Below are 26,619 nucleotides of genomic sequence, written 5' to 3'. Positions count from 1 at the left end.
CCACACGACCGGTGGCTAAACGCCGTCGCGTATCCACTCTGCGGCTTTTTCTGCAATCATCAGGGTCGGTGAGTTGGTGTTGCCGCTGGTGATCAGCGGCATCACGCCGGCATCCACCACACGCAGACCCGCGATACCCCGCACCCGCAGGTGTGAATCCACCACCGCCATCGGGTCGTGGGCCTGGCCCATTTTGGTGGTGCCCACCGGGTGGAAGATGGTGGTGGCGATATCGCCGGCCAGCCGCGCCAGTTCCTCGTCGCTTTGAAACTGCACACCCGGCCGGAATTCTTCGGGCTGGTAGCCGGCCAGTGCGCTCTGGCTGACGATGCGGCGCGTCACGCGCAGCGAGTCGGCGGCGACCTGCCGGTCTTGCTGTGTGCTCAGGTAGTTGGGCGCAATCGCCGGTGCGTCTGCAAACCGGCCGGACTTGATCTGGACCGAGCCCCGGCTGGTCGGGTTGAGGTTGCAGACGCTGGCCGTGAAGGCGTTGAAGCTGTGCAACGGCTGGCCAAACGCATCGAGTGACAGCGGCTGCACGTGGTACTCGATGTTGGGGTAGGGCTGGTCGGGTGAGCTGCGCGTGAAGGCCCCCAGTTGCGACGGCGCCATGCTCATGGGACCGGTTTGTTTGAACGCATATTCCAGGCCTATCTTTGCCTTGCCCCAGAGCGACGCGCCCAGGGTGTTCAGCGTGAAGTTTTTCGCCGCGTCCTGCTGGACCTTGTAGACCGAACGAATCTGCAGGTGGTCCTGCAGGTTGGCGCCCACGCCAGGCAGGTCCTGAATCACTGCAATGCCGTGTTGCTGCAGCAGTGTCGCCGGGCCTATGCCCGAGAGCTGCAGAATTTGCGGTGAACCTATGCTGCCGGCGCTGAGAATGACTTCGCCGATGAAGCCGGCCTCGTTGGTTACCGTGGCCTGGACCTTCTCGTCACCGGTCCAGACCTCGACACCGGTGCAGCGCTGGCTGCCGTCGTCCTGGCGCTCGATGATGAGTTTGCTGACCTGTGCGCTGGTCCACATCTCGAAGTTGGGACGGCCAAAACAGGTGGGCCGTAAAAAGGCCTTGGCCGTGTTCCAGCGCCAGCCGGCTTTCTGGTTCACCTCGAAATAACCGACACCCTCGTTGTCACCACCGTTGAAATCTTCGGTGGCCGGAATGCCGGCTTGTTGCGCCGCCGCGGAAAATGCATCGAGGATGTCCCAGCGCAGGCGCTGTTTTTCAATGCGCCATTCGCCGCCCATCTTGCGCGCCATGCCCTGGGCGCCCGCATGCTGGCTTTTGTGGCCGTGCAGGCGCCGGAAGTTTTCGTTGACCTTGGCTTCGGTCTGGCCTTTGGGGATGTCGAGTTTGTAGTGGTCTTCGTGTTTGCGAAACGCCGGCAAGACCTGGTCCCAGCGCCAGCTGTCGTCGCCGGTGAGTTGCGCCCACTGGTCGTAGTCGCGGGCCTGGCCGCGCATGTAAATCATGCCGTTGATGCTGGAGCAGCCGCCCAGCGTTTTGCCGCGCGGATACAGCAGGCTGCGGCCATTCAGGCCGGCATCGGGCTCGGTGCTGTAAAGCCAGTCGGTGCGCGGGTTGCCTATGCAATACAGGTAACCAACCGGGATGTGAATCCAGTGGTAGTCGTCCTTGCGGCCGGCTTCAATCAGCAAGATACGTTTGGAGGCGTCAGCACTCAGGCGGTTGGCCAGCAGGCAACCGGCCGTGCCACCCCCGACGATGATGTAGTCAAAGACGTTGTCGTTCATGCTTCGTTGTCTCGTATTTTTCTTGTGCTGTTTTCAAAGATGGCTTCTACCGCGATTCAACCCGAGTGCGCGCAGTGCCATCGCGGAACCGGCTCCGCCGGGCCGCAGGTGGCGCCCCCTGGGCTGGGGGCTGAGGGCCGCGGCTCCAAGCCTGCCTGCGCAGGCTTGGACGGCTCCGAAGAGGCATCGCTTCTGGCGGCGACACCGGGCAGTCGAAGGCCGCTTCGGGGGGGATCATTTCGCTGTCGGCATCACAAACTCGGCGCCCTTGCCAATGCTTTCCGGCCAGCGCTGCATGATGGATTTTTGCTTGGTGTAAAAACGCACACCTTCTTCGCCATAAGCATGCATGTCGCCGAACAGGCTTTTCTTCCAGCCACCAAAGCCGTGCCAGGCCATGGGCACCGGAATTGGCACGTTGATGCCGACCATGCCGACCTGGATGCGGCGTGAAAATTCGCGCGCCACATGGCCGTCACGCGTGAAGCAACTCACGCCGTTGCCGAACTCGTGGGCGTTGATCAGTTCCACCGCTTCGGCAAAATCCTTGACCCGCACACAGCCCAGCACCGGGCCGAAAATTTCTTCCTTGTAGATACGCATCTCGGGCGTCACATGGTCAAACAAGGTGCCGCCCATCCAGAAGCCCTTGTCGCAGCCGGCACCGGCCTGGGCGCCTGTGAAGTTGCGGCCATCAACCAGCAGCTTGGCGCCTTCGGTCACGCCGGTGTCGATGTAGCCGGTGATACGACTGTGCGCTGCGGCCGTCACAATCGGGCCCATTTCGGCATCGAGTTCGACACCGTTTTTGATGACCAGGGTTTGGGCGCGGGCTTGCAACATGGGAATCAATTTTTCCGCCACGTTGCCGACCAGCACCGCGACCGAAATCGCCATGCAGCGTTCGCCGGCCGAGCCATAACCCGCGCCTATCAAGGCATCCACCGCCTGCTCCAAGTCGGCATCGGGCATGACCACCATGTGGTTTTTCGCGCCGCCCAGGGCCTGCACACGTTTGCCGTGGTGCGCGCCGGTTTCGTAGATGTAGTTGGCAATCGGCGTGGAGCCGACAAAAGAAATCGCCTTCACGTCGGGGTGCACCAGCAAGGCATCGACGGCGTCCTTGTCGCCCTGCACCACATTGAAGACGCCGTCGGGCAGGCCGGCTTGCTGAAGCAGCTCGGCGATCAGCAGGCTGGGGCTGGGGTCGATCGGGCTGGGCTTGAGGATGAAACAGTTGCCGGCGGCAATCGCCACCGGGAACATCCACATCGGCACCATCACCGGGAAGTTGAAGGGGGTGATGCCGGCCACCACGCCCAAGGGCTGGCGCAAGGTCCAGTTGTCGATGCCGGTGCTGACCTGGTCGGTGAAGTCGCCCTTGAGCAGTTGTGGAATGCCACAGGCAAATTCCACGATATCTATGCCGCGTGAAACCTCGCCCTGGGCGTCGGTGAACACCTTGCCGTGTTCGGCGGTGATCAGATGGGCGAGTTTGTCCTTGTGCAGATTGAGCAGCTCGAGGAACTTGAACATGACGCGCGCGCGGCGCAGTGGCGGCGTGTCGGCCCAGGCCGGGAAGGCGGCTTGGGCGGCAGCCACGGCGGTCGCCACCTCGGTCGCGTTGGCCAGTGCCACGCGGCCGGTGATGGCGCCACTGGCCGGGTTGAAGACGTCTTGCGCGCGGCCGGAGTTGCCGGCCACGCTACGTCCGTTGATGGCATGGCCAATCGCCTGCACGGCGGATGTCAGGGGGGGGCGGCTCATATCATTCATTGTCAGACTCCAAGGGTGAGTGCCGAGATTATCGGATGGCGGCAGTGGCTGGCCGGCGGGTTTCCCCGGACACGCCGCAGCATGGGCTCAGTCTGCCGATTAAAGACCTGCAAGCTGCCATGGGGCTGACAAGCGGTCACAGGCTGCAACACCTGTTTTTTTGCATAAAATTGGCCTCTAGCCCATATGGGACGGGCGCAAGATGCTATTGATTTGATAGAGAAAACTTCTTCCTCATGTCTCTGAATCGATTCGCAAAGCTCGCGCGCAGGCATTCCGGCCGCCGCCTCAGGTTGTGCCGCCCGATTCGTAGATACCCCAGGCCGCTTCGGCGCTGGCGCTGTGGTGGATCATGGCCATCAGCGCACTGACCACCGCCGACGGATTCGCGTGCTGGTACACATTGCGGCCGTAGACCATGCCGACGGCCCCTTGGTCCAGCAACACGCGCGAGCGCGCGAACACCTGCTGCAGGTCTTCACGTCCGCCGCCGCGTACCAGCACGGGACAGCGTGCGGCCTGCACCACGTGGTGAAAATCAGCCGGGTCGCTGGTCGGGTCGGCCTTGACAATGTCGGCGCCCATCTCGCGCGCCAGGCGCACCAGCGTGACTATCTTCTCGGTGTCGCCGTCGACCATGTAGCGGCTGCCCGGCGTGGGCGACTGCATCACCAGCGGCTCAATCATCAGCGGCATGCCGTAGCGGTCGCAGTCGGCGCGTACACGTGCGATGTTGCTCACACATTGACGGAACAGCTCGGGCTCGTTGGGCAACATGAACAGATTGACGACCACACAGGCTGCGTCGCGCTGCACGGCCGGCAGCACCGGGTCGTGTTCGTTTTGCAACACGGCCCACATCACGCGGTGTGCGGTGGCGTTGTAGGGGTTGCCCATGTCCAGGCGCATCACCAGCGCGGGTTTGTTGCGGCCCGGGCGGTCCTGCAGCAGGTCGGCCTGGCCGTAGTTGAGCTGGATGGCATCGGGTGCGGCGGCCACAAGTTTGTCCATCACCTGCGGCATGTCTTCCAGCCCACTCAGGAACGAGGGTTCGTTGCACACGCCGTGGTCGAGTGCGATGTCCAGGCAGCGGCCCTGGTTCAGCAGTCGGTTCAGGCGCGCGTCTTTGTTCATAGCCATGGGAAATAACTCTTTCTTGCAAAAATGGGAATGAAACTTCAGGCCAGTGCGCTCAGGTGTTGCGTGGCCGCGGCATCGATCAGGTCCAGCTCGTCGCTTTGCAGGTCAATGGCGCCGGCGCCGGCGTTGTCGATGGCCTGCTGCGACGTGCGTGCGCCGCACAAGGCCACCGACACCGTGCCGCGGTCTATGGTCCAGGCGATCATCAGCTGGCCGAACGAACAGCCCCGGCGCTCGCGCAAGGGTTCCAGTTCCTGGAAAAATGCCTTGAGCTTGGCCCGATTGGGCGCGCTGAAACGAGGGTCTGTCGCGCGCTGGTCGTCACCTGGAAACTGGCGTTCGGGCGCGATAGGGCCGGCGAGCAAGCCCTGGCCCAGCGATGAATAACCCAGCACCGCGACGTGGTTGGCGATGCTCAGTGGGCCCAGCGCCGCCTCGATCTCGCGGTCGAGCAGGCTGTAACGCTCCTGGATCGCGTCGACTGGTCCGTAACGCAAATACTCCGCAAGTGTCTCGGGGCTGGCGTTGCTGATGCCAATGGCGCGAATTTTTCCCTGCGACTTGAGGTCGAGCAAGGTGCCCATGGTTTCCGCCACCGGTGTCGTCTCGTCCTGCCAGTGGGTGATGTAGAGATCGATGTAGTCGGTCTGCAGTCTTTGCAGGCTTTGCTCGACCTCGTGGAGGATGGATTCGCGGCCTAGGTGGCGGTACACGGGATGGCCGTCTTCCTCGAAGAAATGTGTGCCCTGCTGCGTGTGCCAGACCAGCCCGCACTTGGTCGCAATGACCGCTTCGTGCCGCCGCCCCTTGAGCGCAGTTCCTACCAGTTCTTCGGCACGGCCCAAACCATAGGCGGGTGCCGTGTCGATCAGGTTGACGCCCGAATCCAGCGAAGCCTGGATGGCCGAGACCGCGGCCGCGTCGTCGCCACCGCCCCACATCCAGCCGCCCATGGCCCAGGTGCCCAGGCCGATGGCCGAGCATGGGATATTTGATGCGCCCAGTGTTGTTGTTTTCATCGTGTTTTCTTTCTCGTGTTCAATAAATGGTCGATGGTCACGGCCGCGAGCAAGATCAGGCCTTTGATCACATCCTGCCAGTAAGGCGACACGTCAAGCAGGATCAGCGAGCTGGTCACCACCGACAGCAAGGCCAGGCCCAGCACCGCGCCCAGCACCGTGCCGGAGCCGCCCTTGAGGCTGGCGCCGCCTATCACCGCGGCGGCGATGACGTTGAGCTCCATGCCCATGCCGAAGGTTGGCGTGGCGGCACCGAAACGCGCCGTGTAGATCACGCCGGCCAGACCGGCCGAAGCCGAGCACAACACGGTGACCCAGAACTTCACGCGGCCCACACGAATGCCCGAATACAAGGCGGCCTTCTCGTTGCTGCCGGTGTAGAACACGCGGCGCAGCAGCGTAGCGCGGCGCAGCACGAAGTCGCTGACCACCACAATTGCCAGAAAAATCAGGATCACCGCCGGAATGCCGAACAGCGTGCCCTGGCCGATGAACTTGAACTCGGCCGGCAGCGAGAACAGCGACTGCGGCGTGCCCTGGGTCAGCGCCAGGCACAGCCCGCGCACAATCACCATGAAGGCCAGCGAGGCGATGAAGTGGTTCAGCCCGATGCGTGTGACGCAGCCACCAATCATGGCTCCTATCAAGGCGCACGCGGCGATGGCGATCAGCCCGGCGGTCCACGGGTCCAGGCCCATGAGGAAAAGTTTGCCCGTGACGACCATCGCGAAACACACGACCGAGCCCACCGACAGGTCGATGCCGCCGACGATCAGCAGGATGGTCATGCCGACCACCACGATGCCTTCGATGGAGAAGGACAGCAGCATGGCGCGCACGTTGTCCCAGGTCAGGAAGTAGGGCGAGGCGAAACTCATGGCCACGCACAGCACCGCGATGATGAGCAAGAGGCCCATTTCGCGCATGCTGGTCAGTTGGTTGCTGGGCTTCATGGGGCCGCTTGGCTGCCGTGGCGACATGCCCGCAGTGGCGCCCGCGTCGAGTTGTGCCGGGTAGTTCATGCTGTTTCCTGTTCGCAAAGTCCCGAGGCCAGCCGCAGCAGCGCCTCTTCCGTCATGTCGTCGTTTTGCACTTCGCCGGCGAGCCGGCCGTCGCGGATCACCAGCGCGCGGTCGCATAGCCCGATGATTTCGGGCAGTTCCGAGGAGATCACCACCACGCCCACGCCCTGGTTCGCGAGTTCGCGCAGGATGTGGTGAATCTCCGACTTGGCGCCCACATCGACCCCGCGCGTGGGTTCGTCCATCAGCAGCACCGAGGGGTTGGTGGCCAGCAGCTTGGCGATGGCCACCTTTTGCTGGTTACCGCCCGAGAGGCTGGACACCTCGATATCGACGCCATCGGATTTCAGTTTCAACTGGGCGCCGAGTTCTGTGGCCAGCCGGTGTTCGGCCGAACGCTGCAGCAGGCCGAAGCGTGAGCTGACACGCTTGAGCGCCATGGCTGCGATGTTCTGCGCGATCGGCAAGTCCAGAAAAACGCCGGCCTCCTTGCGATCTTCGCTGAGGTAGGCGATGCCTTCGCGCAACGCGTCGCTGTACTTGTGTATCGTGAGCGCCTTGCCGCGCAGGCGCACCGTGCCGCGTGTGGCGGGGCGCAGGCCACACACGGTCTCGGCGAGTTCGCTGCGTCCGGCCCCCATGAGTCCGGCAATGCCGAGGATCTCACCACGCTTGAGCGTGAAGGAGATGCCGTGCACACGTTCGCCATCGGCGATGTCGCTGACTTCGAGCACCGGCTCGGAAGATGGGGGCGCGGCCTGCTTGGGCGGGTAGTAGTTGCCCAGGTCGCGTCCGACCATGCGGCGCACCAGCTCGTCGGCGTTGATGTCGGCGAGCGGGCCGCAATGCACGTTGCGACCGTCGCGCAGCACGGTGACACGGTCGCCATGCGCAAAAATTTCAGCCATGCGGTGGCTGATGTAGATGATGCCTATGCCCTGCGCCTTGAGGTCGTGCAGCACCTTGAAAAGCGCCACCGATTCCTTGTCGGTCAGCGCAGCCGTCGGCTCGTCGAGGATCAACACCTTGCAGTCCAGCGTGAGTGCCTTGGCAATCTCGATGAGCTGCTGGCTGGAGATGCTCAGATCGCTCACACGCGCCGCGGGGTCTATGTCCTGCCCCAACCGCTGCAGCACTTTTGCGGCGCGCTGGTTGAGGCTGGCGTAGTTCATCCACAGATGTTTGCCGGCGTTGATCTCCGGCATGAAGATGTTCTCGGCCACGCTGGCGTCGCCGCACAGGGCGATCTCCTGGTGCACGAGGCCTATGCCCAGGCGCATCGCGCGCGCCGGGCCGTCGATGAGCACCTGGCGGCCGTTGAGCCAAATTTCGCCCTCGTCCGGCTGGTGGATGCCATCGATGATGTTCATCAGCGTGGACTTGCCCGCGCCGTTCTCGCCGCACAAGGCGTGGATTTCGCCGGCGTGCAGCGAGAAGTCCACGCCCGAGAGCGCACGGGAAGCGCCGAAGCGCTTGCTGATGCCACGCAGTTCGAGCCATGGACGCACAACACTCACTCCCGGATTCCCTTGGTGCCGCGGCGCGTGAGGTACTTGTCCCAGTAGAAGTCGTCGGCGTTGGCTTTGCTGACCACGGCCAGGCCATTGTCCAGGAAGGGCACGGCCATCGGGTTGGTGCCGTTGCGTTTGGCGTCGTTCATCGGGTCGATGAGGCCGGGGTTCTTGGCCAGGAACAACATCATCATGCCCATGTAGCCTTGCATGCCCTGGTTCGGGTTGATCGCGCCGAACACGTCGCCCGACTTGATCATGTCGAGGATTTTGGCGTTGACGTCGCAGCACATCACCTTGATGTTTTTCTTGGTTTCCACCTTGGCCTGCGCCGCGCCCAGCGCCGAGTTGGCTTCAGGCATGAACAGCGCGCCCAGGTTGGGGTTGGCCTGCGCCATGCTCAGCACCGCCTGGTAAGCCTTGTTCGCATCCTGATTGCTGGCGGCGCGGCCGACCAGCTTCATGCCCGGGTGTTTGGTTTTCATGCGGTTCACAAAGGCCGCGATGCGGCGATCGTGGTTGTCCTGGCCGGGGTTTTCCAGCACGGCGTATTCGCCCTTGCCGCCCAGCGAGGCGGCGATGGCGTCGGCCGCCTGTGTGCCTTCGCGGTCGTTGTCCGAGGTGATGAAAGACGTGCGCTTGGAGTTCGGTGAGTCGGCCGCGAAGGTGACGACCGGGATGCCCATCGCCGCCGCGCGGGCGATCGGTTCGATGAAGGGATCGGGGTTCATCGGGTGCAACAAAATGCCGGCCGGCTTGCGTGCCAGTTCCTGCTCGAACGAGGCCAGTTGTTTGTTGACGTCGTACTCCGGTGTGCCGGTGTAGCGCGTCTTCACGCCCAGCGTGCGGCCTAGCTGCTTCATCATTTCGTAGACCGGAAACCAGTACTCCACGCCCGAGACCATCACGTTCATCACGTAGACGTCGCTGGTATTGCCGCGCAGGCCAGCCCCTGCGCCGGTGGCCGCAGGGGCTGCGGCTTGCTGTTGCGCGAACGCGCTGGCACCGGCCAGGCCGATACCGGCGGCGGCTGCGGACTTCAGGAAATTACGCCTCATTATTTGTCTCCTAGTTTTTCGCGGACTGAGTACGCGATGCTGTTGGTCGAAGCAGAGCTGAGAACTTTTTTGCCATCACAGTTGTCATGACAAGTAGAATGTAATTGAAGACCATTTTTCGAGGTAATTAGGATAAACACTAGTGGTGATGAAAATTTTCTTCGCCGAAGATGTCATAACATGATCTCCAAACTATTGATAGGTATAGACATGGGGTCCAGCAGCCTGAAGGCGCTGGCCCTAGACGCCGGAAGTGGCCGCACGGTCGCCTTGTCCCGCATGGCCTTGCCGCACAAGCGGCTGCCCGCGGGCGGGTGCGAGGTGGACGCCTCGGCGATCCGTGCCGCGCTGAGCCACGTGTTGCGCGACGTCGCTCACCAGCTCGGCCCGCGCACGGCCGAGGTTCGTGCCATGGCCTGTACCGGTCACGGCGCCGGCCTCTACGCGCTCGATGCCCAAAACCAACTTGTAGGCGGCCGCGCTGTTGCATCCACCGACCAGCGCGCCGACGCCCGTGCGCGCGCCCTGGCGGCGAGCCACGGCGCGCGCCTGTTCGAGGAGGTGGGTTGCAGCCCTTGGCCCGGGCAGCCGACCGTGATCGCGGCCGAGTTGCTGCAGGCCGGTGTGTTGCAGCGCGGCGAGTTGTGCCGTCTGCTGTTTGCCAAGGACTACCTCGGCTTTCTGCTGACTGGCGAGATCGCCACCGATGCCAGCGATGCCAGCACCGCCGGCCTGTTGTCGCTGGCCACCGGTCGTTGGTCGCAGACAGGCTTCGAGGTGTCAGGCATCGCGGATCTCGGTCCGCAGGTTTTCGGTCCCATCGTGCCAAGCGGCACCGTGATCGGCAAGCTGCAGCCCACAGAAGCGGCGCTGTGCGGTTTGCCTGCGGGCATTCCCGTCGCGATGGGCGCCATTGACCTGCTGGCGTCCATGACGGCCATTGGCGCCGAAGGGCGCGGACGCGCGGTGTCGGTGTTCGGCACCTGGTGTGTGAATGCGGTGATCGGGCCGGTGATCACACCCAAGCCGGCGGTTGCCGCCATCGTGAATTTTGGCCTTGCGAACAAGCGGCTCTACATGGAGAACAGCCCCTCCTCGATGGCCAACATCGCCTGGCTGGCCGGCGTGTTGGGACTGCCCGATGCACGTGCCGTGGTCGACCTGGCGATGTCGGTGCCGCTGGGCGCCGGCGGCCTGCGCTTTCTGCCTTTTGTCAACGGTGGCGGCGGTGTGACGGCTGGCTTCGTCGGCCTCAAGAGCCATCACACACGCGGCGACATGGCGCGCGCCGTGGTGGATGCCACGGCGGCGCTGCACGCGCGGCACACCGCGCGGCTTGCGGCCTGCGGCCTGCCGGTTGCGGCATCGACCGTGCTGGGCGGCGGTGCCAGCGATATGCGGCTGGTGAGACTGCTCGCGGCCTTTCTTGGTCATCCGGTCGAACGTTGCGCCGATGACGAGACCGGCGCGCGTGGCGCCGCGATCTACGCGGCCATGTCGCAGGACCTCGACCACGCAGCAGAGGGCAGCGCCTTGCTCGCGCCCTGCGACACCGTGGAGCCCGATGCGCGCGACGCACAGGTCCATACCGATTTCAAGGCCGGTTTCAACGAACTGATAGACACGATGTGCCCGGTGTTTTCTCATTTGGCGGGGCGCGCGGCATGAGTGCCTGGCAACGACCTTTTGTGCGTCCCGCGTCATTGGCGGGCCGTCATTTTTCGACCGTGATCGTCGGTGCCGGTATCAACGGCGTCGGCGTGTTTCGCGACCTGTCGCTGCAAGGTGTGGACTGCCTGATCGTCGACAAGGGCGACTTCGGTGCCGGCGCCAGCAGCGCGCCCTCGCGCATGATCCACGGCGGCCTGCGTTACCTGGAGAGCGGCAGCTTTTCGCTCGTGGCGGAAGCCACGCGTGAGCGCAATCTGCTGCTGCGTAATGCGCCGCACCTGGTACGACCGCTCAAGACCGTGGTGCCGCTGTCGAGTTTTTTTGGCGGACTGCTGAGCAGCGCCCTCAAATTTTTCGGTAAAACACCGCCCCAACGCAGCAGGGGGCTGCTTGCGGTCGCCCTCGGTTTGCGACTCTACGATGTGCTGGGACGCCGCCAGCGCGTGATGCCCGGGCATCGGATCGAACGTGTGCCAGCCAGGGACCGCCAGTTGTTCCGCCCGGCGGTACGCTGGACCGCCACCTTCTTCGATGCCTGGATCAGCCATCCGGAGTGGCTCATGCTCGAGCTGATGGATGACGCTTGCCGCGACCAGCCGCGCTCCACGGCGGCCAACTACTGCAAGGTCATGGGCTGCGCGGGAAAAACGCTCACGCTGCGCGACGAGATCACCGGCGAACTGGTGTGCGTCACCGCCGACACCGTGGTCAACGCCACCGGCGCCTGGCTAGACCTCAGCGCGGCCCTGCTGGGCGGCTCGGGCGCACGTATCATGGGCACCAAGGGCTCACACCTGGTGCTGGACCACCCGGCCCTGCGCGATGCGCTCGAAGGCCGCATGGCTTATTTCGAAGCGCTGGATGGCCGGGTGTGTATCGTTTATCCCTTCCTGGGCCGCGTGCTGGTGGGTTCTACCGACATCCCGGTTGACGACCCGGATCAGATCGTGACCGATCCCGCTGAGGTCGACTACCTGCTGGACGTGTTACGCGAGGTCTTTCCGGCCATGGTTTTCGGTCGCGACAACGTGGTCTACACCTATGTCGGCGTGCGTCCGCTCGCGCGTTCGGAGGCCGACAAGCCGGGACAGATTTCGCGCGACCATTCGGTGGTGATTGATCCGCCGAATGCGACGCGCGACATTTCCATCGTCGGCCTGGTCGGCGGCAAGTGGACAACTTTCCGTTCGCTGGCGGAAGAGGCCAGCACCGAGGTGTTGCAGCAGCTAGGGCGCGCCCGCAAGGCTTCGACCGAATTGTTGCCCATAGGCGGCGGTGCAGGCTTGCCGGGCGATGCGCCGGCAAGCGAGCGTTTCATCGCGCAGATGATGGCGGCCTCCGGCGTGGGCCACGCGCGTGCGCAGCGTCTGCTGGGGCGTTATGGCGCCAAGGCCTTGCCGCTGGTGCAGCGCTTGATGGCTGCGGGCGACGTACCACTGCAGCACGCGCCCGATTATTCGGCCGCTGAACTGTCCTACCTGTGCCTGGAAACCGGCGTGATTCATCTCGCCGACCTCGTCATCCGCAGGACATTGCTCGCGATTCGCGGCCAGGTCACCGATGCCGCCCTCGCCGAGATCGTCGAGATCGCCGCCGCGGCCCTGGGCTGGGACGCGGCGCGGCAGCGCCAGGAACTGCATACCTGCGCAACGACCCTGCGCGAGCGGCATGGCGTTCGCCTCAGCCCTGTGCCGGCGTCAGTGGCTGAATCTCCTTTCGATGCATCATCGATGATCCGTTCGGCCCTTGGCCAGTCCTCATATGAACCATCCAACTGATACTTTGTCTCTTCTCGACCGCAACTCCTCCTTGCCCCTGTGGGCCCAGTTTCGGGATGCGATTCGACTCCAGATCCTGCAGGGCGCCTTGCCGGTTGGTGCCAAGCTGCCCTCCGAAGCCGAGCTTGGCGAGCAGTTCGGCATTTCACGTATCGTCGTGCGGGAGGCGTTGGCCGATCTGGTTCGTAATGGCCTGATCTACAAGATCAAGGGGCGCGGCGCTTTCGTATCGGCGCGCGAGCGCGACGAGGATTTTGTCTCGACCGTGCTGGGTTTTTCCGATGAAATGGAACGCAAGGGGCGCTCGGTTCGCACGCAGATCCTGACCCAGGAATTACGCGCGCCCAACGAACTTGAAGCCCGTTCGCTGGGCCTGACGGATGGCGCGTTGGTCGTGTCGCTCAAGCGGTTGCGCAGCGTCGATGGCGAGCTGCGGCTGCTCGTCGAAACGGCCGTGCCGGCCGACCTTGCGCCTGGCCTGCACCGCACGCGGCTGGAAGATCGATCGCTGTATGACGTCTTGCGGCGGCAGTACGGGCTTCGTCTGGTGCGCGCCGAGCGCTGGATTGATGCGGTTTTGTCCGACGGACCCACCAGCGAGCTGCTCAAGCTGGCACAGCCGACACCGCTGCTGCGCATCGAATCGATTGCTTATGGTGCCAACGGTAGGCCGGTGGAGTACTACCGCGCCTTGCACCGCTGCGAATCAAGCCGCCTGCACGTGCAGACGACCATCTGAAGAGACCCCGCCGCCCCGGCGTAGGCGGGTCCTTGGTCACAAGCGGTGTCAAGGCGCCATGCGCGCGTGCCGCTGGCGTCCCGAGTTATTTTGATGTTCTGCCGCATTCGCCAGCGAACATCCCTCCTTTGTAGGACGGGGCGAGGGCGCTTTACAGCCAAATGACGGTAGCCGTGATGGCGCCGGCTGTATTACCATGCATTCAGACCGGCGTTCCGTGCGCATCTGCATGTGGGCTGCTGCCCCTGTCGCCGAATCATCCCAAGTCCTTGCACGATTAAACACATGCCATCACCGGAGGAAGCCGTTGCCAACGAATCGGCGCCGCATATCGACCAGCACGATACACCGGAGGGTGCGTGTTATGTGGTGTTGGGTCTGTGGACCGCGGCCGAACTGACAGCCAGGCCGGTGTGGGCGGCTTTGACCGCGCGGCTGCAGGCCCTGCATTCCACCGGCTCGGGCGCGGTGTCATGGGATTTGCGCGGCATCACCCTGCTGGACCACTTGGGCGCACAGGTCTTGTGGAACCACTGGGGCCGGCAATGGCCTGAAAAAATAGAGATCCTGCCAGCGCAACGTGCCGTGTTGGAGCGGGTCGCGCAGTTCAGTGTGGAGCGGCCGGCGGTCCCGGCCGTGGGCTTTAAACAGGCTTTCCTGAAGCTGGGCGAAGGTGTGTTGGAGCTGCTCGGTCATGGGGCGGACCTGCTCGCGCTGATAGGTCGCCTGCTGCTGAACCTGATCAAACTTGCGAAAAATCCACGCGAAGGGCCTTGGCGTGACCTGTCAGGCCATCTGTACCACATAGGCGCCACCGCCTTGCCGATCACCGCCCTGGTCGGTTTTTTGATTGGTGTGGTGCTGGCCTACCTGATCTCGCAACAACTCAAGCAGTTTGGCGCCGACGCCTTCATTGTCAACATCCTGGGCATTTCGCTGATCCGCGAACTCGGGCCGGTGCTGGCTGCCATCCTGATTGCCGGGCGTTCCGGCTCGGCCATCACCGCGCAGATCGGCGTGATGCGGGTGACCGAAGAACTCGATGCGATGCGTGTCATGGGCATTGCCCACAGCTACCGGCTGGTCATGCCGCGCGCGCTGGCGCTGGCGATTGTGATGCCGCTGATCAGCGTCTGGACCACGTTGGCCGCGCTGGTGGGCGGCATGTTGGCCGCCGACCTGGCGATGGGTGTCACGCCGTCTTTTTTCATCAATAGCTTGCCCGCCGCAGTGGATGCCGCCAACCTCACGCTGGCCACCGCCAAGTCGGTGGTTTTTGGTGTGCTGATTGCGCTGATCGGTTGCCATTTCGGTCTGCGTGTCAAACCCAACACCGAAAGCCTGGGCCAGGGCACCACGGCCTCGGTGGTCACCTCGATCACCGTTGTGATTTTGGTGGATGCGCTGTTCGCGGTGCTGTTCAAGGGCATTGGTATATGAACGAGCCGCTTCCTGATGCCGCCATCGTTGACATCCGCGGACTCTCCACGGTGTTCACCAACGGCGACAAACAAGCCGTCATCCACAAGGACCTGGACCTGCGCATCCAGGCCGGCGAATTCTTGTCGCTGGTCGGCGGCTCGGGCACCGGCAAAACCGTGTTGCTGCGGCAAATCCTGGGACTCGAACATCCGGCGCAGGGCGAGATCACAGTGCTGGGCAAACCGGCGGCCGAACTCGGCAAAAAAGGTGCGGCCAGCCGGGTCGGCATGTTGTTCCAGCAGGGGGCTTTGTTCTCGGCCTTCACGGTGCTGGAAAACATTGCCTTCCCCTTGCGTGAACTCAAGACCTTGCCCAGCGCGCTGATTTATGAAGCCGCGATGGTCAAACTGCAGATGGTCGGGCTGGCCCCCGAACATGCGGGCAAGATGCCCAGCGATTTATCCGGCGGCATGGTCAAACGGGTGTCGCTGGCGCGCGCCCTGATCATGGACCCGCCGCTGCTGCTGCTGGACGAACCGACCGCCGGGCTGGACCCGGACAGCTCCGACAGTTTTTGCGCCTTGCTGCGCTCGTTGCACCGCGACATGGCGCTCACGGTGGTGATGGTCACGCACGACCTGGACACCTTGTTCGAGCTGAGCACACGGATTGCCGTGCTGGCCGAGCAGAAAGTCATTGTCAGCGGCCCGCCCAAAGACGTGATCGCTTTTTCGCATCCTTTTATTCGCAATTTTTTCCTGGGTGAACGCGGCCAGCGGGCGATGCAGCTGCTGCGTGAATATCCTTTTACGGTCTAGATTTTCAGGAGTCCCGAGATGGAAAACAAAGCCCATGCCATGGCCGCCGGCGCTTTTGTGCTGGCGGTGGCTGCCCTGCTGGCGGTGCTGGCCGTCTGGCTGACCCGCGACAGCGGCACACGCCACCTGTTTGAAATGTCCACCCGCGAAACCCTCTCCGGCCTGCAGCCGCAGGCGCAGGTGCGTTTTCGCGGCGTGCCGGTCGGCAAGGTCGAGTTCATTGGGTTTGACCACAAGATCAAGGGCAATGTGCTGGTGCGTATCTCGGTCGATAAAGGCACGCCGCTGACCAAAACCACGGTGGCCAGCGTCAGCTCGCAAGGTGTCACTGGGCTGGGTTTTATCCAGCTCGAAGACGATGGCCCCGCGACCACAGCGCTGCTGGTGCCCAATGACGACGACCCGCCGCGGATACCCCTCAAGCCCGGCCAGCTGGACCAGATGCTGGACAAAGCCGAGGTGATCCTGGGTCAGGTCGCAGCGGCCGGCACCCAGCTCAACAAGCTGCTGGCCAACGACAACCAGCAGGCCTTGATGACCACGGTCCAGCAGTTTGGCCAGGCCGCCGACAGCCTCAACAAGCTGGCCCTGCAGCTGGAGCCGGTCGTGGCCTCCATGCCCCAGCTCAGCCAGGAAGCCAGCACCACCATGAAGTCGCTGAAAACCGCCGCCAACGATGTGTCCAAAACCGCCACCGCAGTGACCGCCACGGCGGATCGCCTCAACGCCAAGGGCGGTCCCCTCGACAAGGTCAGCGAAGGCGGCGCGGCCCTGGCGGCCACGGTGGAAACCTTTAGCGCGGCGACCTTGCCGCGCCTGGGCGAGGTAGCAGAGGAAACCGCCCGCGCCATGCGCCAGCTCAGGCGCACCGTCAACGCGGTGGACGACAACCCGCAGTCGCTGATTTTTGGCAACGGCCCGCCCACGCCCGGCCCGGGCGAGGCCGGCTTCACCGCTCCCGGAGGAAAACCATGAGCCCCCTATTTGCTATAAATAGCGTAGCTGCTTGCGACCGTCCCTTAAGGGCTGGAGGCCGATTTGGCTTGGTGGTGTTGGTTGCGCTGCTGCTGGGCGCCTGTTCCGCCTTGCCCGACAAGCCGGTGCGCGCGGCCTTGTATGACTTTGGCCCCGGCCCCTTGACCACGCCGCTCATGACGCGGCAGGCCCCGCTGCCACCGCTGGCGCTGGCCGACGTGGGGACGCCAGGCGGGGCGCTGGACAACCAGGCGGTGTTGTACCGGCTGGCCTATGCCGATGCGCAGCAGTTGCGGCCTTATTCGCAGGCGCGCTGGAGCATGCCGCCAGCGCAGCTGCTGCGCCAGCGGCTGCGCGAGGCACTCAGCCGCCAGCGCGCCGTGCTCACCGCCGGTGAGGGGCCGGCCCTGAACCGCCGCGCCCACCCGGACGTCTTGCCCCGGGTGCTGCAACTGGAGCTGGAAGAGTTCAGCCAGCTGTTCGACACGCCTACCAGCAGCGTCGGTCTGGTCCGGCTGCGTGCCACGCTGGTGGAATACACCCCGGCCGGCGAAAAACTGCTGGCCCAGCGCAACATCACGGTGCAGCGCCCGGCGCCCAGCAGCGACGCGGCTGGCGGCGTGCGTGCGTTGACTGCCGCAAGTGACGCCGCAATTGAGGAGATAGCCACATGGCTGCAGCAAGTGCCCTGAACCCCGGCGCCGCGCCGTCCCAGGGCGGGCATGCGCCGCTGGGCGATGCCCGGGACCAGGCCGCACACGCTGCGGCCATGCAACTGGAAGAAGAGCTGCGCCAGGCCGGGCTGGAGTTGTTGGGTTGCTGCCAGCACATGTCCGGGCGTGGGCCGGGCGTGCTGCAACATTCACCCCTGCTGGAAGACTTCACGCCGGAAGAGCTCGACACCCTGGGCGAGGCCATGTTGCTGATCCGGGCCCAGCCCGGCCAGGTCTTGATCCGCGAGGGCGACAAAAGCGACTGGATGTTGTTGCTGCTCAGCGGCACCGTCGATGTGAGCAAGGCCACACCGCCGCGCGCGCATGATCCCGTGACGCAGGACCACAGTTCGCGGCTGGGCGTGGTGATCGAAGGCACCTCCCTGGGCGAGATGTCCATGTTCGACAGTGATGTGCGTTACGCCAGCTGCACGGCGATTGACACGGTGGAAGCCGCGGTGTTGGGCCGCGCCGCGATCGGACAACTGATACGCCGCCACCCCGGCGTGGGCGCCAAGCTGGTGGTGAAGATCACCCAGCTGCTGGCCCAGCGCCTGCGCAACACCAGCAACCAGCTGGTCAGGTTGCTGCAACAGCCCTGAAGCGCCGCGCGCCGTCCTGGCCGCGCTGCGTGTTCGGCCTCAGGACCCGAACACGGCTTCCAGGTCCACCTCTTCGGTCGAGCTGTCGAGCTTGAGGCTGCTTTCGATGTGGTTCAGATGTTCCAGGATCAACTGTTCGGCGCGTGCGCTGTCGCGTTTTGCAATCGCATCAATGATGTTGCAGTGCTCGTCCGCGCGGCAGCTGGAAGCGGTGGGTGCGTCGTACAGAATGATGATCAGGCAGGTCAGCGTCGACAACTCGCGGATGCTGCGTGCCAGGGCCGCGTTGCCGGCCAGCACGCCCAGCAACTGGTGAAACTCGCCGGAAAGACGCACCACCGCACGTTTGTCATCGCGCCGCCGAGCGTCCAGTTCGAGCTCCTGGTGTTGACGCAGGCGTGCGACTTTTTCGGAGGTCAAGGTGTGGATCAGGCGGCGCAGCAGCGCCGGCTCGATCAGCCGGCGCGCCTCAAACACATCGATGGCTTGTTCGGGCGAGGGTTTGGCGACAAAGGCGCCGCGCTGCGGGTACAGGTCGACGATCTGCTCATGCGCCAGGCGTGCCAACACTTCGCGTACCCGTGCCCGGCTCACGCCGAAGATTGTGGCCAGGCGGTCTTCGCCGAGCTTGGTGCCCGGGTGCAGCCGGTGTTCGACGATGGCGCCGTAAATGCGTTCGTAGATGTCGTCGTTCGCTGTTTCACGTTCAAGACGAACCTCAGGGGGAGTTTTTCGCGCGCTGCGGGTCATGGTGGACGGGTGAAGGTGGGGCGATGGGTCGACACAAGCCGGCACAACTGCCAGAGGTTCGGCACGCGTGTCCCTGGCCACGCGGGGCAGCGCCATCTTACCAAGGGGTTTATTGGGCATGGCGTGTTTCAGCGCCAGCCGTACAACTGGCCCCAGCCGCGAACCGCTGCCGGATCCACCCCGGCGGCGCGCAACATGCCCCACACCGTGGTGCTCACGGTATCCAGCAGCGGGATGCCCAGGTCGGCCTCCACGGCCTCGCTCAGTCCCGCCGCGTGCAGGTTGGTGCAGAACGTGGTGATGGCCTGCGGGCGCGCTGTGGCGACCTCGCTCATCAGGGTGCGCAAGGTGTCAGGCGGGACCAGCGCAAAGTCATGGTTGACGCAGATGCCCAGGTGGCGCTCGGCCACGATCTCAATGCCCAGGGTGCGGTAGTTGTCGACGATGCGCTGCTGCACGTCCGTGGTGTAAGGCGTGACCAGGGCCAGCCGGGTGATGCCGCGCAGCGCCAGCAACTCGTTGAGCGCCAGCACGGCCGTGGTGGCCGGGATGCCGGTGCGTTCACGGATACGTTCACACAGGCGCTGGTCGGCCTCGAAGCCCAGCCAGCCGGAGGAGGTTCCGCTCCAGCCAATCACGTCGACCTTGGCATCGGCCAGCAGGTCGGCGGCCGCCAGGATTTTGCTGTCGTCAAACTGCCCCAGGGCCTGGGCCTGCAGGGAAATCTCCGTCACCTTGAACCGCGAGAAGTGCGCGCTCACGCCGGGCAGGCCGGCGGCGATGGCGCTGGTCAGCGGCTCCAGGGCGGTATTGGAAGAAGGTGTCAACACACCCAGGCGGACGGGCTGGATCATGGCGGGCTCCTGATAGAGGGTGGCTCACAAGAATAAGGCATGGACGCACTTTTCGGCGCGGACTTTTAAATATTTGTCGGCATAAGTGTAAACACTATTGTTGACATTTTGTCGCTGGCAGATATTAAGCACCACACCGGAGGCTGGCGTCACACGCAGGCCCGGAATTTGCAAAGAGCTTCCTATTCTTGAGATGACTATGACGACGCACCAAAACAAAATCGTAAATGAATTGTTGACAACAATGTTTGCACTAAAGATGACACTGATTCGCCAAGATGGTGCGCACGAGGCCGCTGTATGAGCCCGGCAGTATTTGATCTTGTCATCAGAAATGCACGTGTTGCCACCGCCAGCGACAGCTACGACGCCGACATCGGTGTGACCGACGGGCGAATTGTCCAACTGGGGACGGCGCTGGGCCGCGGTGCAAGGGAAATCGACGCCGCCGGCCGCGTGGTCACGCCCGGCGGTGTGGACGCCCATTGCCACCTGGACCAGCCCATGCCGCCGCCCCTACGCATGGCCGATGATTTTGACACCGGCACACGTGCGGCGGCTTGCGGCGGCACCACCACCGTGATCCCGTTCGCCGCACAAGAGAAGGGCCAGTCGCTGCGCGCCGCGGTGGCCGACTACCACCAGCGGGCCCAGGGCCGCGCGCATGTCGACTACGCCTTTCACCTGATCGTCAGTGACCCGACGCCGGAAGTCCTGAACGTGGAGCTGCCGGCGCTGATCGCCGAGGGTTACACCTCGTTCAAGATTTACATGACCTACGACGACTTGAAACTGGATGACGGCCAGATTCTCGACGTGCTGGATGTGGCGCGCCAGCATGGTGCCATGGCCATGGTGCATGCGGAAAATGCCGATTGCATCGAATGGTTGACCAAACGGCTGGAAGCCGCAGGCCGCACCGCGCCGCGTTATCACGCCCATGCGCGGCCCATGCTGGTGGAGCGGGAAGCGACACACCGTGTCATCGCCTTGTCGCAACTGGTGGATGTGCCCATCCTGATCGTGCATGTTTCCGGCCGTGAAGCGGTGGAGCAGATCCGCCAGGCGCGTGGCATGGGGCTGCAGGTGTTTGCCGAAACCTGCCCGCAATACCTGTTCCTGACCGCCGAGGATTTGGGGCTGGACGACAGCTACCACGGTGCACGTTGTATTTGCAGCCCACCGCCGCGCGACAAGGCCAACCAGGAGGTGATCTGGAATGGCCTCAATGACGGCTTGTTCACCTTGTTCTCCTCCGACCACGCCCCGTTCAACTACGACGGCACCGAGGGCAAGCAACCCGGTGGCGAAGAGGTCTCCTTCCGCCATATTCCAAACGGCCTGGCCGGCATTGAGACACGGATGGCGCTGCTGTATTCGGAAGGGGTGCTGGGTGGGCGCATCACGCTCGAAAAATTCGTGGAGCTGACCGCGACCAACCCGGCCAAAGCCTACGGCCTGCATCCGCGCAAGGGCAGCATCTCCATCGGGGCCGATGCCGACCTGGTGATCTGGGACGAACGCGAGTTTGTCTTGCACAACACGCAGCTGCACCATGCGGTGGACCACACGCCCTACGAAGGCATGCGCTTGAAGGCCTGGCCCGGCCTCACCTTGTCACGCGGCGAGGTGGTCTGGGACGGCCGCGAATTCCTCGGCCGCGCCGGGCGAGGTCTGTTCCTGGCCTGTGGTGCTCCCTCGCTGCTGCCGCGTCGATCCGAAAGGCCAGCATGAAACTCTTGCTCATCAATCCGAATATCTCGGACAGCGTGTCCGAATTAATCCGCAGCGAAGCGCAACGCAGCGCCTCGGCTGGCACGGAGATCGAAGTGTTGACAGCCCCTTTTGGTGTGGCTTATATCGAAACACGTTTCGAGGCCTTGATAGGCGCTTACGCGGCGGCCCAACTGGCCGCGGAACACCATCAGCGTTTTGACGCGGTAGTGGTGGCGGCCTTTGGCGACCCCGGGCTCACCGGCCTGCGCGAAGCCTTGCCGCTGCCGGTGACCGGGCTGACCGAGGCCGCGCTGGCCAGTGCCTGCCTGCTGGGCAACCGCATTTCCATCATCGCGATTTCGCAACGCATCCAGGCCTGGTACCGCGAGGTGGTCGAGTCTTATGGCCTGGGCTCGCGCCTGGCCAGCATTCGTGCGCTGGACCGGCCCCTGGCCAGCATCGGCCAGGTGCAGGACGAGCACGCCCAGGCCTTGAAGGCGCTGGCCGAACGTGCGGTCGACGAAGACGGTGCCGACGTCATCGTGCTGGCCGGCGCGCCGCTGGCTGGCCTGGCGCGTTCGCTCCGGGGCCAGTTGCCGGTGCCCGTGGTGGACGGCGTCTCCAGCGCCGTGCGCCATGCCGAGACCCTGGCCGCGCTGCAGCCGGGCATGGCGCTGCGCGGCAGTTTTGCCCCGCCACCAATCAAGCCGAATCGCGGTTTGCCGCCCGCCATCGCTCGGCTGCTGGACCGCAGCGCTTAAACCTGATGCGTCCCGTCAACGCCACGAACTTATTCCCGCCGCCCTTTCCATCCACCTGCACTTTTCAATCGACTGGAGTTTGTCATGTCATACCCTCCCTGCTTCAAGACTTTTGCCGTCGTGGCCGGCCTTGCCGCGACCCTGGCCTTGCCCGCTTATGCCCAGGACAGACTCAAGTTCAAGGCCATCGGCCAGCCGCTGGCCACCGGCCTGATCCAGAAGAACAAGGAGCAACCCTTCTTCGAGAACTTCGCGGCGCGCACCGGGCTGCCGATCGACGTGGACTACAAGCCGATCGACACGCTGGGCATCAAGGACACCGAGCAGTTGCGGGTGATGAAGACCGGCCTGTTCGACCTGGTGTCGCTGCGGGTTTCGCAGAACTCGCGCGACGAGCCGACGCTGCTGGGTCTCGATTTGGTGGGCGCCAGCCCCGACTACGCCACCAGCCGCAAGGTGGGCAAGGCTTATTTCCAGACCGTCGACGAGCGGCTGCAAAAGCAGTTCGGCGTCAAGCTGCTGGGCGTTTGGCCCTTCGGCCCGCAAATTCTCATGTGCTCCAAGCCCATCGAAAAACTGGCCGATGTGAAAGGACTGAAGGTCCGGGTCTATGACCAGAACCTGGCCAAGTTCATTGAAATGCTGGGTGGCACGCCCGTGCCGCTGTCCTTCCCGGAAACCCACCAGTCCTTGTCGCTGGGTGTGGTCGACTGCGCCATCACCGGCCCGAGTTCGGCCAACTCGGCCGGCTGGCCCGAAGTGACGACGCACCAGCTGGCCATCGGCTTCCAGATGGCGCTGAATGGCTACGCCATCACGCTCAAGGCCTGGAAGCAGCTCAAGCCAGACCAGCAGGTCAAGCTGCAGGCCGCCTTTGACACCCTGGGCGACGATATCTGGACGTATTCGGAAGAACTGTTCCAGGATGCGCTGAACTGCAATGCCGGCAAGGACCCCTGCACCACCGGCAAGAAGTTCAAGCTGAAAAGTGTGGCGGTCTCTCAGAGCGATCGCGACCTGATCCGCGGTGCAGTCGGCAAGGTTTCGCTGCCGCTCTGGGCTGAGGTGTGCGACAAGACCAACCCGACCTGCTCGCAGAAATGGAAGGCCACCGTCGGCCCGATTGTGGGGATCAAATGAGCCCGGCCGCGCCTTTTGATCCGTCCGTGCCGCTAACGCCGGCGGCAGCCGGGGCGGCGCCCGCGAGCGCGGCGACCTCGCTGAAAGATCGCATCGAAACCGTGCTGGCCATGGTGTTTGGCGGCATCTTCATCGCGTTTGCCTTTGTTGTCTCCACCGAGACCATCTGTCGCAAGCTGTTCAACTTCTCGCTGCAAGGGGCGGATGAGCTGGGCGGCTATGCGCTGGCGGTGGGCTCGACCATCGCCTTCAGCCTGGCGCTGATGGGCCGCTGCCACATCCGCGTTGACGTCTTCCACGAGCGCTTTTCGCGGCGCTGGCAGGCGCTGCTGAACTGGCTGTCCATTGCCTCGCTGGCCTTGTTCGGCCTGTTCATCGTCTACGTGGCCTTCAAGGTGCTGGCCGACACGCTGTCCTACGGCAGCACGGCGCAAACGCCCTGGGCGACCCCGCTGATCTGGCCGCAGTCGGTCTGGTACGTGGGCCTGGTCACCTTTGCGCTGGTTGCCAGCGGCTACGCGATTCGCGCCAGCCGCCTGCTGCTGGGCGGGCAGATCGACAGCCTGCTAAAGGACTTCGGCCCCAAGAGCGCCAAGGAAGAGTTGAAAGAAGAACTGGACGATTTAACGCAGCGCCAGGCCACACCGGGAGCACCCTCATGAACGTGATGATCATTTCCCTCGCCTTTATGGCCATGCTGGCCTTGATGCTGGTCGGCCTGCCCATCGCCGTGTCCATGGCACTGGTGGGTATCGTGGGCGGCATGGCCGCCTATGGCATCCCTTTCATGGACACCATCGCGCCGGTGGTCTGGGGCGTGCAGAACGAGAACCTCCTGACCTGCATTCCGCTGTTCATCCTGCTGGGCGAGTTGCTGCTGCGCTCGGGCATTGCCGACCGCATGTACATCGCGCTGTCGGCCTGGCTGGGCCGGTTGCCGGGCGGGTTGCTGCACACCAACATCGGCAGCTGCGCGCTGTTTGCAGCGACCTCGGGCTCCTCGGTGGCCACCGCCGCCACCGTGGGCACGGTGGCCCTGCCGTCGCTGCAAAAGCGCGGCTACCCCATGCGCGCTTCACTCGGCTCGCTGGCGGCCGGCGGCACCCTGGGCATCCTGATCCCGCCCAGCGTCAACATGATCGTCTACGGCTCCTTGACCAACACCTCCATCGGCAAGCTGTTCATCGCCGGTATCATCCCCGGCATTCTGCTGACGCTGTGTTTCATGGCGTGGATCGCCCTGTCGTCGGTGTTCAGCGGAAAGGTCATGCGCGAGGAAAAAGTGCCGCTGGCCGAGCGCATCCGTGTGTTGCGCTACCTGGTGCCGCCGGCCGTGGTCTTCGGCATCGTCATGGGCAGCCTGTACTTCGGCATCGCCACCACCACCGAAAGCGCCGCGCTGGGCGTGCTCGCCGCGCTGTTTTTCGTCTGGCAGTCGGGCAAGCTGAACATGGAATTGCTGCGCACCTGCTTTATCTCTTCGGCGCGGGTCAGCGGCATGATTCTGCTGATCATGGTGGCGGCCTTCATCCTGAACCTGACCATCAGCCTGACCGGCGTGGCGGAAAGCATGACCAAATGGGTGGCCGGGCTGGGTCTGTCGGCCACCGGGCTGATCCTGGCGCTGATCGTGTTTTACCTGATCCTGGGCATGTTCATGGATGTGTTGTCGATGCAGGTGGCGACCATCCCGATCACCTTCCCCATCGCCACGGCGCTGGGCGTGGACCCGATCTGGTTTGGCATTTTCATCGTGCTGATGTGTGAACTGGGGCTGATCACGCCACCTGTGGGCATGAACCTGTTCGTGGTGCATGGCATCCGGCCCGACAAGGGCGGCATTGAAGACGCGATCTGGGGCGCGCTGCCTTATGCCGCCATCATGATTTTGTTCACCTTGTTGATCATGCTGGTGCCGCAAATCGTGACCTGGCTGCCGGGTCACATGTGAGGTCCATGCCATGACGGAATCTACTGAACTCTGGCGCCTGTCGGCCGTGGAACTGCAGCGCCGCTATCGCGAGTGCTCGCTGACACCCCTGACGGTGGCGCAGGCCTGCCTGGCGCGGCTGGAGGCCGTGAACCCGCAACTGAACGCGGTGGTGGCGCGGCGCGACGCCTGTTTCCTGGCGGAAGCCCAGGCCGCCACGGCTCGGTATGCCAGCGGCCAGCCTCTATCGGCGCTCGACGGCATCCCGCTGACGGTCAAGGACAGCCTGTTCACCGCCGACCTGCCCACGACCTGGGGCACGCCGGGCTTGCGGTCTTACCAGAGTCAGCACGACGAGTTGGCGGTGGCGCGTGCGCGTGCGGCCGGGGCCCTCATCATCGGCAAGACCAACGTGCCCGAGTTTGCGCTGGAGGGTTACACGGCCAACCCCTTGTTTGGGGTCACCCGCAATCCCTGGGATGTGCGGCTCACCCCGGGTGGTTCCAGTGGTGGCGCCGTGGCCGCAGTAGCCAGCGGCATCGCACCGCTGGCAATTGGCCAGGACGGCGGTGGGTCGATACGCCGGCCGGCCGCACATGCCGGGCTGGTGGGCCTCAAACCCACACTGAGTGCCGTGCCACGCGAACATGTGTTGCCCAGCCTCTTGCTGGACTTTGAAGTGATAGGTCCACTGGCACGCAACGTGGCCGATGCCCGGCTGCTGTTTGAGGTTATGCGTGGTCCTTCGCCCGTGGACCGTTCTTCCCTCGCGGCGGCGCACGCTGCGGCGCAGCCACAAGGGACGGGCCCGCTGCGTATTCTTTACGTGGAGCGATTGGGCAAGGCCCCGCTGGACCCGCAAGTGGCGGTCAGTGTGGGCCGCGCGGTGGGCCAGATGGCTGCGCTGGGTCACCAGGTTGACGTGGGTGCGCTGCCGCTGGACCTGGACTTTTTCAGCGAGGCCTGGCCCCAGGTCGGCCAGATCGGCCTGGCGCGGATGTTCGAAGCCAACCCGGCCTGGGAAGCGCAGGCGTCGCAGAAATACCGCGATATGGCCGAGAGCGGCCGGCGCCTGCCCGCGGCCAGACTCTGGCAAATCCTGACCCATGTCGCACAACTGCGGCGCGACGTTGCGGCCTTGTTCGCCGGGGTGGATGTCATTGTGATGCCGGCCGTGGCCGCCTTGCCCTGGGCGGCGGAACAGGCTTACCCCACCCACATCGACGGTCAGGAGGTGGGCCCGCGCGGTCACGCCATCTACACCGGCTGGGTCAACGCCGCCGGCTTGCCCGGCTTGGCGCTGCCTTGCCAGCCCTCGCGTGAAGGATTGCCGATCGGCATGCAACTCATAGGCGCCTACGGGGCGGACGAGTTGCTGCTGGACCTCGGCGCCGCCTACGAAGCGGTTGCCCCCTGGGCCGGGCGCTGGCCCGCGCTCGCCAACTCTCCATCATCAAATTAAACTTAAT

At 64.1% G+C, this 26,619-nt stretch carries 23 protein-coding genes; 14 read left to right on the top strand and 9 right to left on the bottom strand.

Going from position 1 to position 26,619, the window contains the following annotated elements:
* Window positions 1-15: 15 nt before the first annotated feature.
* The 7 genes from R6254_RS00215 to R6254_RS00185 all read right to left on the bottom strand — a co-directional run bounded on the left by R6254_RS00215 (window position 16) and on the right by R6254_RS00185 (window position 9,281).
* Window positions 16-1,755 (bottom strand): GMC family oxidoreductase, encoded by a 1,740-nt coding sequence (locus R6254_RS00215; protein WP_318403589.1) that lies wholly within the window; start codon window positions 1,753-1,755, stop codon window positions 16-18.
* 234 nt (window positions 1,756-1,989) lie between these two features.
* The gene (locus tag R6254_RS00210) at window positions 1,990-3,522 is read right to left on the bottom strand and encodes a CoA-acylating methylmalonate-semialdehyde dehydrogenase (RefSeq protein WP_318403588.1); all 1,533 of its coding nucleotides are present in this window, start codon (window positions 3,520-3,522) and stop codon (window positions 1,990-1,992) included.
* Between the two features lie 297 nt (window positions 3,523-3,819).
* Complete coding sequence (locus R6254_RS00205; RefSeq protein WP_318403587.1) at window positions 3,820-4,671, bottom strand: class I fructose-bisphosphate aldolase; 852 nt, start codon at window positions 4,669-4,671, stop codon at window positions 3,820-3,822.
* A 38-nt stretch (window positions 4,672-4,709) separates the two neighbouring features.
* Window positions 4,710-5,690, bottom strand: coding sequence for an aldo/keto reductase (locus R6254_RS00200; RefSeq protein ID WP_318403586.1), 981 nt, complete (start codon window positions 5,688-5,690; stop codon window positions 4,710-4,712).
* Window positions 5,687-6,712: an ABC transporter permease gene (locus R6254_RS00195; protein ID WP_318403585.1), complete on the bottom strand. Its 1,026-nt coding sequence runs from the start codon at window positions 6,710-6,712 to the stop codon at window positions 5,687-5,689. The genes R6254_RS00200 and R6254_RS00195 overlap by 4 nt, the downstream gene beginning before the upstream one ends.
* Window positions 6,709-8,220, bottom strand: a complete 1,512-nt coding sequence (locus R6254_RS00190) for a sugar ABC transporter ATP-binding protein (RefSeq protein ID WP_318404322.1) — start codon at window positions 8,218-8,220, stop codon at window positions 6,709-6,711. The genes R6254_RS00195 and R6254_RS00190 overlap by 4 nt, the downstream gene beginning before the upstream one ends.
* A 5-nt stretch (window positions 8,221-8,225) precedes the next feature.
* A complete protein-coding gene (locus R6254_RS00185) occupies window positions 8,226-9,281 on the bottom strand; it encodes a substrate-binding domain-containing protein (RefSeq protein ID WP_318403584.1) in 1,056 nt (351 codons plus the stop codon).
* A 180-nt stretch (window positions 9,282-9,461) separates the two neighbouring features.
* Here R6254_RS00185 and R6254_RS00180 point away from each other — a divergent pair, with 180 nt between their 5' ends.
* The 8 genes from R6254_RS00180 (at window position 9,462) to R6254_RS00145 (ending at window position 17,999) form a co-directional block, all read left to right on the top strand.
* Window positions 9,462-10,949 (top strand): FGGY family carbohydrate kinase, encoded by a 1,488-nt coding sequence (locus R6254_RS00180; protein WP_318403583.1) that lies wholly within the window; start codon window positions 9,462-9,464, stop codon window positions 10,947-10,949.
* Window positions 10,946-12,730 carry a glycerol-3-phosphate dehydrogenase/oxidase gene (locus R6254_RS00175; protein WP_318403582.1) on the top strand — a complete coding sequence of 595 codons (1,785 nt, stop codon included), beginning with the start codon at window positions 10,946-10,948 and terminating at the stop codon, window positions 12,728-12,730. The genes R6254_RS00180 and R6254_RS00175 overlap by 4 nt, the downstream gene beginning before the upstream one ends.
* Entirely contained in the window at window positions 12,714-13,469 is a 756-nt protein-coding gene (locus tag R6254_RS00170) for a GntR family transcriptional regulator (protein ID WP_318403581.1), read from the top strand. Before R6254_RS00175 ends, R6254_RS00170 begins: the two co-directional genes overlap by 17 nt.
* A 285-nt stretch (window positions 13,470-13,754) precedes the next feature.
* Entirely contained in the window at window positions 13,755-14,909 is a 1,155-nt protein-coding gene (locus R6254_RS00165) for an MlaE family ABC transporter permease (RefSeq protein WP_318403580.1), read from the top strand.
* Window positions 14,906-15,709 carry an ABC transporter ATP-binding protein gene (locus R6254_RS00160; protein ID WP_318403579.1) on the top strand — a complete coding sequence of 268 codons (804 nt, stop codon included), beginning with the start codon at window positions 14,906-14,908 and terminating at the stop codon, window positions 15,707-15,709. The genes R6254_RS00165 and R6254_RS00160 overlap by 4 nt, the downstream gene beginning before the upstream one ends.
* Before the next feature lie 18 nt (window positions 15,710-15,727).
* Window positions 15,728-16,684 carry an MlaD family protein gene (locus tag R6254_RS00155; RefSeq protein ID WP_318403578.1) on the top strand — a complete coding sequence of 319 codons (957 nt, stop codon included), beginning with the start codon at window positions 15,728-15,730 and terminating at the stop codon, window positions 16,682-16,684.
* Entirely contained in the window at window positions 16,681-17,376 is a 696-nt protein-coding gene (locus tag R6254_RS00150; protein ID WP_318403577.1) for an ABC-type transport auxiliary lipoprotein family protein, read from the top strand. The genes R6254_RS00155 and R6254_RS00150 overlap by 4 nt, the downstream gene beginning before the upstream one ends.
* Window positions 17,355-17,999: a Crp/Fnr family transcriptional regulator gene (locus R6254_RS00145; protein ID WP_318403576.1), complete on the top strand. Its 645-nt coding sequence runs from the start codon at window positions 17,355-17,357 to the stop codon at window positions 17,997-17,999. Before R6254_RS00150 ends, R6254_RS00145 begins: the two co-directional genes overlap by 22 nt.
* Window positions 18,000-18,038: 39 nt before the next feature.
* Here R6254_RS00145 and R6254_RS00140 read toward each other — a convergent pair whose 3' ends face one another.
* Together R6254_RS00140 and R6254_RS00135 are read right to left on the bottom strand one after the other, a co-directional pair.
* Window positions 18,039-18,749, bottom strand: coding sequence for a GntR family transcriptional regulator (locus R6254_RS00140; RefSeq protein WP_318403575.1), 711 nt, complete (start codon window positions 18,747-18,749; stop codon window positions 18,039-18,041).
* 128 nt (window positions 18,750-18,877) lie between these two features.
* On the bottom strand, window positions 18,878-19,603 hold the full coding sequence (locus R6254_RS00135; RefSeq protein WP_318403574.1) for a maleate cis-trans isomerase family protein: 726 nt from the start codon (window positions 19,601-19,603) through the stop codon (window positions 18,878-18,880).
* 300 nt (window positions 19,604-19,903) lie between these two features.
* On the opposite strand from R6254_RS00135, the gene hydA reads away from it, so the two are divergent.
* From hydA to R6254_RS00105, 6 genes are all read left to right on the top strand, one after another.
* Window positions 19,904-21,337 carry a dihydropyrimidinase gene (gene hydA, locus R6254_RS00130; RefSeq protein ID WP_318403573.1) on the top strand — a complete coding sequence of 478 codons (1,434 nt, stop codon included), beginning with the start codon at window positions 19,904-19,906 and terminating at the stop codon, window positions 21,335-21,337.
* Window positions 21,334-22,080 (top strand): aspartate/glutamate racemase family protein, encoded by a 747-nt coding sequence (locus R6254_RS00125; protein WP_318403572.1) that lies wholly within the window; start codon window positions 21,334-21,336, stop codon window positions 22,078-22,080. Before hydA ends, R6254_RS00125 begins: the two co-directional genes overlap by 4 nt.
* An 84-nt stretch (window positions 22,081-22,164) precedes the next feature.
* Window positions 22,165-23,220 carry a TRAP transporter substrate-binding protein gene (locus R6254_RS00120; RefSeq protein WP_318403571.1) on the top strand — a complete coding sequence of 352 codons (1,056 nt, stop codon included), beginning with the start codon at window positions 22,165-22,167 and terminating at the stop codon, window positions 23,218-23,220.
* Entirely contained in the window at window positions 23,217-23,882 is a 666-nt protein-coding gene (locus R6254_RS00115; protein WP_318403570.1) for a TRAP transporter small permease subunit, read from the top strand. Before R6254_RS00120 ends, R6254_RS00115 begins: the two co-directional genes overlap by 4 nt.
* Window positions 23,879-25,171: a TRAP transporter large permease gene (locus R6254_RS00110; protein WP_318403569.1), complete on the top strand. Its 1,293-nt coding sequence runs from the start codon at window positions 23,879-23,881 to the stop codon at window positions 25,169-25,171. Before R6254_RS00115 ends, R6254_RS00110 begins: the two co-directional genes overlap by 4 nt.
* 10 nt (window positions 25,172-25,181) lie before the next feature.
* A complete protein-coding gene (locus tag R6254_RS00105) occupies window positions 25,182-26,612 on the top strand; it encodes an amidase (RefSeq protein ID WP_318403568.1) in 1,431 nt (476 codons plus the stop codon).
* Window positions 26,613-26,619 lie beyond the last annotated feature (7 nt).

This window comes from Polaromonas potterensis (genome assembly GCF_033446725.1).
In the GTDB taxonomy this organism is placed as follows: domain Bacteria; phylum Pseudomonadota; class Gammaproteobacteria; order Burkholderiales; family Burkholderiaceae_C; genus Polaromonas.
The sequence above is the reverse complement of the archived record's forward strand: the minus strand, read 5'-3'. Positions and strand labels throughout refer to the sequence as shown.